The sequence below is a fragment of the Massilia mucilaginosa genome, assembly GCF_011682145.1.
GTDB classification, from domain to species: Bacteria; Pseudomonadota; Gammaproteobacteria; order Burkholderiales; family Burkholderiaceae_D; genus Telluria_A; species Telluria_A mucilaginosa.
In genome coordinates this window covers 54,317-62,143 of sequence record NZ_WHJH01000042.1, presented here as the reverse complement: position 1 = coordinate 62,143, position 7,827 = coordinate 54,317, and the positions used below count along the sequence as shown (strand labels likewise).

Here is a 7,827-nt window from a genome sequence, read left to right as displayed (position 1 = left end):
CCCACGAAGGTGGCATCGTGTGTCACGCCGTTGGCTTGAGTGCTAAACTTTTTCATGACTTCCCCTTTCGATAGTGGCTGACAGATTCGCCAAATTCGTTTAGACCACGCTGACTTACAAATGTCGCTTCACCGTAGGTCTCGGGACGGGGAAGTCCCTTTCATTCATTCGGACACGGCCTCGGCACTAGCGCTTGCTACAGCCGGGGCCGTGTCCGAATGTCAGACCTGACACCGGCGGGGGCGGGTCGCCGCGTTCCTTACGCGGAACTGACGAATAAATCCAAACTGTTGTTATCAGATCTGCATAGTCCGTTCCGGAATTGACATTGCTTTGTCTTCGTTCCAGTATGGATTTGCAAGTTTTCCACTATTTACATTTCTGAGTTGATAGGTTTAGTTAAAACAAAATTAATAGATAACCGAGGGAGCAGGTATGCAGAAACGATTCGCACCGCAGAAGCACGTATTGGCATTATCGATTGCAACGTTGTTTTCCACCGGCGCCGCGCTGGCGCAGGACGCAGCCCCGAATGACACCTCCAACACCGTGGTCGTGACCGGTACCCGCGTCGCCAACCGCACCGCCCTCGACACCGCCTCCCCGGTCGATATCATCTCGGCCGAATCGCTCAAGAACTCCGGCACCACCGAAATCAACCAGGCCCTGGCCGTGGCCCTGCCGTCGCTGAACTTTCCGCGCCCGGGCCTGGCCGATGGCACCGATACCATCCGTCCCGCCACCCTGCGCGGCATGGCGCCCGACCAGACCCTGGTGCTGGTGAACTCGAAACGCCGCCACGCGTCCTCGCTGGTGAACGTGAACGGCACCATCGGGCGCGGCTCGGCCGCCGTCGACCTGAACACGATCCCGACCGCGATCGTCAAGAACATCGAAGTGCTGCGCGATGGCGCGGCCGCCCAGTACGGCTCGGATGCGATCTCCGGCGTGGTCAACCTGCGCCTGCGCAGCAACCGCGACGGCGGCGAAGCGACCATCAATTACGGCGCGCGCCTGACCGAATACGATTTCCTGACCGGCGGCGCGCCCGCCAACGCCACCTGGCAGGCCCGGAACTCGCGCAAGCGCACCGACGGCCAGACCGGCACCGTCAGCCTGTGGAAGGGCCTGGCACTGGGCGAGACCGGCTACCTCACCATCGCCGGCGAATTCAAGGACCAGAAGCACACCGAACGCAGCGGCTACGACATGCGCCAGCAGTACGCGCTGGTGGGCGGCGCCTTCGATCCGCGCGAAAACACGATCAACCGCTTCAACACTTGGTATGGCGAGCCGGAAATGAAACAGTCGACCGTGTTCGCCAACGCCGGCGATACGCTCGGCAACGGCGTCAAGGTGTACGGCTGGGCCAGCTACCAGAAGCGCGAAGCCAGCTCGGCCGGCTTCTTCCGCTGGTCCAACGATCCGCGCAACATTCCATCGATCTATCCGGACGGCTTCATGCCGATCATCTCGCCCGTGGTCGACGACTTCGCCGCCACCGCTGGCGCCAGCTGGAGCATGGGCGAGTGGGAGATGGATAGCTCGCTCGGCTATGGCAAGAACAAGATGGCTTTCACCATCGAAAACACCCTGAACCGCTCGATCGGCCCGACCAGCAAGACGGCGTTCGACGCCGGCGGCTTCGAATACGATCAGCTGGTATTCAACCTGACCGGGGTGCGCTCGGTGGCGCTGGCCGCTTTGTCCTCGCCGTTGAACGTGGCGGTCGGGGCCGAAGCGCGGCGCGAAGGCTACAGCCTGTTCGCCGGCGAACCCGATTCCTACCGCTTCGGCGGCCAGCTGCTGCCGAACGGCCAGCCGACCGCGCCGGGCGCCCAGGTGTTTTCGGGCTTCCGTCCGCAGAATGAATCCGATACGCACCGCACCGCGATCGGCGCCTTTGTCGACCTGGAAGCGAACATCACCCCGCAACTGCTGACCTCGATCGCCCTGCGCGCCGAGCGCTATTCGGACTTCGGCAACAGCCTGGCCGGCAAACTGGCGGGCCGCTACGATTTCAGCAAGGCGTTCGCGCTGCGCGCGTCGGTGCAGAACGGCTTCCGCGCGCCCTCGCCGCAGCAGCAGAACTTCACCTCGACGGCCACCAACTTCATTACCGGCGTGCCGTTCGAAATCACCACCTTCCGTCCCACCGATCCGGTCGCCGTGGCGCTCGGCGCCAAGCCGCTCGACGCCGAAAAATCGGTCAACGCTTCGCTCGGCGCCGTGCTGCGCCTGGGCGGCGCGAATGTGACCATCGACGCCTACCGCATCAAGGTGCGCGACCGCATCGTGCTGTCGGAAAACCTGACCTCGGCCGATGTGCGCAACTTCCTGACCAAGCAGGGCTTCATCGGCGTCGGCGGCGGGCGCTTCTTCATCAACGGCGTCGATACCACCACCGACGGCGTGGACGTGGTGGTGAACTGGGCGGCCAATGGCGGCGATATCGGCAAGTTCGACTTCACGGTGGCGGGCAACTTCACCAGCACCGATGTGACCCGTGTACCGGCCACGGCGCAACTGGCGGCGCTGTCGACCCCGACGCCGCTGTTCGACCGCCTCAATGTGCTGTCGCTGGAACAGGGCCAGCCGAAGAACAAGTTCAACGCCAGCACCAACTGGAAACTGGGCCAGGTCGGCGCCACCCTGCGCGCCACGCGCTACGGCAAGGTGCTCTCGCCAAACGCCTCGCCGGCGCTGGACGTGACCCTGGGCGCGAAAACCGTGATCGACCTGGAAGGACGCTACGCGCTCACCTCCAAGCTGAACCTGGCGCTGGGTGCGGAGAATCTGTTCGACAAGTATCCTGAATCGGTCGGCAATGCGCTCAATCCGAGCGGCAATGCGCCGTTCCCGAACTACGCGCCGTTCGGGCGCGGCGGGCGTTACGTTTACGCGCGCGCGACCTACGCGTTCTGACGTTCCGGGTCATGCTTCACGGCCGTCGCCCGCACGCAAGCCGTGCGTGCGGCGGCCGCCCCGGCCGGCGTCCCGCTGGTCCGGTGGTAATCAGCCCGATGCTCGTGTGACACAGCATTAATCCCATTCAGCAGGTATCTCAAGCTGATACGCAAGTCCGTCCTGCGGCAGATCCTGCCTCCCCTTCCACATGCCGAAGATGCCCATGAGCACCTCCAGCCTCCTGGCGCGCTCATCGCCCAGCGATCGAATCACGCCATGGCCGATGAGCGCGAGCGCAAAACCGGCTATCATCCCGACTCGCGCAACTCAGTCGCGCCGGTTCAGCAGCGCCCCCAGCGCCAGCCCCAGCCCGAATGCCCCGTAGACCAGCGCCAGCGACGGACGCGACAAGCGTTGTTCGAAGCCGGGCTTGAGCCGGTCGGGTGTGATCCGGTAATCGACGAAGCAGGCCAGCGCCGAGACGGCCGCCGCCGCCGGCAAGGTGACGGCCGGATCTTGCTTGTCGAGCTGGCGGGCCATCAGGCGCTCGAACAGGACGGCCCAGAAGGTCGCGCTGGCGTGGTGGATCAGGTAGCCGGTGGCGGTGTAGCGCCACGAGGGACCGTTGCGGCGCGCCGCCCGGTCGCCCCAGACCCAGTGGCTGATGGCGTTGGTCGGACCGAAACTGCTGCCATCGGTCGCCTTGCCCAGGGCCGTCAGGGCGGCTGTCGAGAGCACGCTGGCGACGGCTCCCGAGATCAGCCCGCGGGCGCTTGCAGTTTTCCAGGTATCCATGCTGTCCTTGTGGAGTGAAGCAGATGTGCTGTGTAGGTAGAGGCTTGAGTATGAACGGTAAGGAGGTCGGATGCGCATTTTGCTGACAGGAGCGAGCGGGTTTATCGGCAGGCATGTGCTGAACGTGTTACTTGGCGAGGGTTACTACGTGGTGGCGGCCGTGCGCAAGCCGCCCGCCGCCAGCACGCGTCCGCGCCTGAGCTACATCGAGGCCGACTTCGCCAGGGATACCGATAAATCGGTCTGGCTGGAACGCCTGGACGGCATCGACGTGGTGATCAACACGGTCGGGATTTTTCGCGAGCACGGCACCCAGACCTTCGCCACGATTCACAGCGATACGCCGCGCGTGCTGTTCGCCGCCTGCGTCGAGTCGGACGATGTGCGCATGGTGATCCAGCTGTCCGCGCTGGGCGCCGACCAGCAGGCCGACAGCGCCTATCACCTGAGCAAGAAAACCGCCGACGATTACCTGGCGCTGCTGCCGCTGCGCTCGGCCATCCTGCAGCCGTCCCTGGTGTACGGCAAAGATGGCGTGAGCGCGCGCGTGTTCCGCACCCTGGCCAGCATGCCGTTCTGCGCCCGCTTCGGCAACGCGCCGCAGCTGGTGCAGCCGATCCACGTGGACGACGTGGCCTGCGCCATCGCCAGCCTGATCCGGCGTCCGCTGCCGGTCGGCCCGGCCGGCGCCACCGCCCAGCGCATTGCCCTGGTGGGCCAGACCGCCTTGCCGTTCATCGACTATCTGGCGGCATTGCGCAGCGGCCTGGGCCTGGGCAAGCTGCGCGTGCTGCATTTGCCGGCCTGGTGCGGCAAGCTGCTGGCCGGGTTGGGACGGCTGGTGCCGGGCAGCCTGCTCAACCGCGATTCGCTGCGCATGCTCGACCGCGGCAGCAGCGCCGATCCGGGCATGACGGTGCGCCTGATCGGGCGCCTGCCGCGCGCCATTGCCAGCTTCATCGACGATCCCGCCGCCGAACGCATGCAGGCCAAGCTGCACTGGCTGATGCCGGTGCTGCGCGTATCCATCGCGGCGGTGTGGATTGCCACGGCGGCGGTGTCGGCCGGGCTGTATCCGGTCGAACAGAGTGTCCAGTTGCTCGAACGGACCGGCGTGCCGCCCGCGCTGGCGCCGCTGATGCTGTACGGCGCCTGCGCGCTCGACTTGCTGATCGGGATCGGCATATTGACCTTGAAGCGGCGCCGCTGGCTGTGGGCCGCGCAATTGCTGCTGATCGGCTTTTACACGCTGGTGATCGCTTTCAGGCTGCCGGAATTCCTGCTGCATCCCTACGGTCCGCTGAGCAAGAACCTGCCGATGCTGGCGGCCATCTGGCTGCTGTTCGAGCTCGAGGAAAAGTAATGGAATACATGATCGTCAAATGGGTGCACATCCTGTCGTCGACCTTTTTGTTCGGCACCGGCATCGGCTCGGCCTTCTACATGCTGTTCACCAGCCTGAGCCGCGACGTGCGCGCGATTGCCGTGGTCAGCCGCCATGTGGTGCTGGCCGACTGGATTTTCACCACCACCACCATCATCGTGCAGCCGGTCACCGGGCTGTACCTGATGCACCTGGCCGGTTACCGGTGGACCAGCGCCTGGATCATGTGGTCCATCGGCCTGTACTTTTTTGCCGGCGCCTGCTGGCTGCCGGTGGTCTGGATGCAGCTGCGCATGCGCGACATGGCCCAGCTGGCCGCGCGCGACAATACCGAGCTGCCGGCGCTGTACTGGCGCTATCTGCGCTTCTGGGTGGTGCTGGGGATTCCGGCGTTTTTTGCGCTGGTGATCGTGTTCTGGCTGATGGTGGCCAAGCCCCTATGAGCGCGTTCGCATGCCGTTAGCTTATCCACGTACCGGCAGAATGTAGAGCCGTCTTTCCCGCGCAGGCGGGAATCCAAGACATCGTAAGTTAGCAAAGAAACTTGGATTCCCGCCTGCGCGGGAAAGACGGTTCTCAAGTCAGCGCTATCAAGCATGACCGCCCGGCAACGGTACCGGAAAAGTCACGCGGAAGCAGCAGCCGCCCGGTTCGCCCGGCAGGCAGCGCACGTGGCCGCCGTGATGGCGCGCAATCTGGCGCACCAGCGACAGGCCCAGGCCGACGCCGCCGGCCGACTCGCTCGCGCCCGGCACCCGATAGAAAGGCTCGAAGATGCGCTCGCGCTGGGCCTCGGGCACGCCGGGGCCGCTGTCGCAAATATCGAGCACGATCGAGGCTTTCCCTTCCAGGCGCAGGCAGGCATGCACCTCGGTGCCGGCGCCATGGCGCGCCGCATTTTCCAGCAGGTTGCGCACCAGCCGCCGCAGCAGCCTGGCGTCGCCCGGCAGGCTCAGCGCTTGGGCGTCGAAAGTCGCGTTGACGCGCGTGCACTCCTCGGCCACGATGGCGGCCAGGTCGACCTGCTCGTCGCTGCGCGCCAGCTCGGCGGTGGCGTCGAGCCGGCTGGCCAGCAGGACTTCGTCGATCAGCTGGTCGAGTTCGCCGATGTTGCGATTGAGCTCGTCGCGAATCGCCGGCGCCGCCTGTTCCTGCATCAGTTCGACCGCCATGCGGATGCGCGCCAGCGGCGAGCGCAGTTCGTGCGAGGCGTTCGCAAGCAGGCTCTTCTGCGAGCCGACCAGCGCTTCGATGCGCGCCGCCGCCTGGTTGAAGCTGGTCGCCAGGCGCGCCACTTCATCCTTGCCTTCGACCGCGACGCGGGTGCCGAGCTGGCCGCCGCCCCAGGTTTCCACGCTCGACTGCAAGCGCTCCAGGCGGCGCGTGAGGCGCCGCACCACCGGGTAGGCGGCGGCCGCGACCATCAGCGCGATCAGCAGCAGGATCGCCAGCAGGCCGAACGAGGCCCTCTTGCCGTAGGCGCGCTGGCCGACCAGCCAGCGGCCGTCCGGCAACTGCAGGGTGAACACGGCCATCGGTCCCAGCAGCCTGCTGTTGCGCTGCGCTTGCGCCAGCGGCGGCAAGGGCTCGCCGGCGGCCGCGATCGGCACGCCCGCCGCCGTGTGCAGCGCCAGGTCGGTTTGCAGGCGCTTGCTCCAGCGGGTCAGCACGGCCTGCTGATCGGCGCGCGACGCGTCCGCTGGCGGAATGATGCTGGCCGCCAGCTCGGCGATGGCCTCATTGCCCGAGTTCATGTGCTCCGGATCGTAGGCCCAGTGCACCAGTCCGAACAGGCAGACCGCCAATCCCAGGCTGACCAGCAGCGCCAGGTAGATGCGCAGGTACAGGTGGTGCGCCACCGAAAAGCGCCGCGTGCGTCCGCGTTCGCCGCGTTCCCACGGCGGCGCGCAGTCGCGTTCCTCCCTGCGCTTCCAGGCGTGCGCGCGCCGGCCCGCCTGGCCTTGCTCGCGTTCCGGGCCTGGCTCGCGTTCCTCCCCGCGTTCGCGCCTACGCATCCTGCACCTTGGCGAACACGTAGCCGGCGCCGCGCACCGTGATGATGCGCCGGGGCTGCTTGGGATCGTCCTCGATGGCCTGGCGCAGGCGGCCGATATGCACGTCGATCGAGCGGTCGAAGGGTTCCAGCGACTCGCCCTTGACGGCGTCGATCAGGTGTTCGCGCGAGAGCACGCGCCCGGCGCTGCCCGACAGCGCCAGCAGCAGGTCGAACTGGTACGAGGTCAGGCTGCGCGGCTGGCCGTCGATGCTCACCCGGCGCGCGCCGCTGTCGATCGCCAGGCGCCCGAACTGGCGCAGCCCGCTGTCGGGTGCGGCCAGTTGCGGACGGCGCAGCACGGCGCGCAGGCGCGCCAGCAGTTCGCGCGGCTCGAACGGCTTGGGCAGGTAATCGTCGGCGCCCAGTTCCAGCCCGACCACGCGGTCGAATGGGTCGCCCTTGGCGGTGAGCATGACGATCGGCACCGACGCCAGCGGCGCGCCGAGCGCGCGGATGCGGCGGCAGACGTCGAGGCCGTCGGCGTCGGGCAGCATCAGGTCGAGCAGCACCAGGGCCGGGGCGCTCGCCTCTAACTCGGCCAGGCCGGCGGCGGCCGTGGCGGCGTGCGCCACCTCGTAGCCGTTTTGCCGGAGGTAGGTGACGACCATGCCGGCCAGGCGCTCGTCGTCTTCAATCATCAAAATACGCGGAAGCATGCTGGCGGTGACTTGTCGTCCAAAGTGTC

General features: G+C 66.4%; 7 protein-coding genes. 3 read left to right on the top strand and 4 right to left on the bottom strand.

The window, feature by feature from the left end; translation table 11 throughout:
• Positions 1 to 435 precede the first annotated feature (435 nt).
• Positions 436 to 2,925: a TonB-dependent receptor plug domain-containing protein gene (locus F2P45_RS25235; RefSeq protein WP_166880959.1), complete on the top strand. Its 2,490-nt coding sequence runs from the start codon at positions 436 to 438 to the stop codon at positions 2,923 to 2,925.
• Between the two features lie 117 nt (positions 2,926 to 3,042).
• Here F2P45_RS25235 and F2P45_RS25230 read toward each other — a convergent pair whose 3' ends face one another.
• Positions 3,043 to 3,219 (bottom strand): hypothetical protein, encoded by a 177-nt coding sequence (locus F2P45_RS25230; protein ID WP_166880958.1) that lies wholly within the window; start codon positions 3,217 to 3,219, stop codon positions 3,043 to 3,045.
• 15 nt (positions 3,220 to 3,234) lie between these two features.
• Positions 3,235 to 3,702, bottom strand: coding sequence for a hypothetical protein (locus F2P45_RS25225; RefSeq protein ID WP_166880957.1), 468 nt, complete (start codon positions 3,700 to 3,702; stop codon positions 3,235 to 3,237).
• Between the two features lie 70 nt (positions 3,703 to 3,772).
• Between F2P45_RS25225 and F2P45_RS25220 the strand changes: the two genes are divergently transcribed.
• Complete coding sequence (locus tag F2P45_RS25220) at positions 3,773 to 5,065, top strand: SDR family oxidoreductase (RefSeq protein WP_166880956.1); 1,293 nt, start codon at positions 3,773 to 3,775, stop codon at positions 5,063 to 5,065.
• Positions 5,065 to 5,529, top strand: coding sequence for a DUF2269 family protein (locus F2P45_RS25215; protein WP_166880955.1), 465 nt, complete (start codon positions 5,065 to 5,067; stop codon positions 5,527 to 5,529). The genes F2P45_RS25220 and F2P45_RS25215 overlap by 1 nt, the downstream gene beginning before the upstream one ends.
• Before the next feature lie 147 nt (positions 5,530 to 5,676).
• Here F2P45_RS25215 and F2P45_RS25210 read toward each other — a convergent pair whose 3' ends face one another.
• Both F2P45_RS25210 and F2P45_RS25205 read right to left on the bottom strand, forming a co-directional pair.
• A complete protein-coding gene (locus tag F2P45_RS25210; RefSeq protein ID WP_166880954.1) occupies positions 5,677 to 7,101 on the bottom strand; it encodes a HAMP domain-containing sensor histidine kinase in 1,425 nt (474 codons plus the stop codon).
• Positions 7,094 to 7,798 (bottom strand): response regulator transcription factor, encoded by a 705-nt coding sequence (locus F2P45_RS25205; RefSeq protein ID WP_187367226.1) that lies wholly within the window; start codon positions 7,796 to 7,798, stop codon positions 7,094 to 7,096. Before F2P45_RS25205 ends, F2P45_RS25210 begins: the two co-directional genes overlap by 8 nt.
• Positions 7,799 to 7,827: the final 29 nt, after the last annotated feature.

Bases quoted from the DNA above. Each gene is read 5' to 3' on its own strand.
- F2P45_RS25235 (WP_166880959.1), top strand. From the start codon at position 436: ATGCAGAAACGATTCGCACCGCAGAAGCACGTATTGGCATTATCGATT.
- F2P45_RS25230 (WP_166880958.1), bottom strand. From the start codon at position 3,219: ATGATAGCCGGTTTTGCGCTCGCGCTCATCGGCCATGGCGTGATTCGA.
- F2P45_RS25225 (WP_166880957.1), bottom strand. From the start codon at position 3,702: ATGGATACCTGGAAAACTGCAAGCGCCCGCGGGCTGATCTCGGGAGCC.
- F2P45_RS25220 (WP_166880956.1), top strand. From the start codon at position 3,773: ATGCGCATTTTGCTGACAGGAGCGAGCGGGTTTATCGGCAGGCATGTG.
- F2P45_RS25215 (WP_166880955.1), top strand. From the start codon at position 5,065: ATGGAATACATGATCGTCAAATGGGTGCACATCCTGTCGTCGACCTTT.
- F2P45_RS25210 (WP_166880954.1), bottom strand. From the start codon at position 7,101: ATGCGTAGGCGCGAACGCGGGGAGGAACGCGAGCCAGGCCCGGAACGC.
- F2P45_RS25205 (WP_187367226.1), bottom strand. From the start codon at position 7,798: ATGCTTCCGCGTATTTTGATGATTGAAGACGACGAGCGCCTGGCCGGC.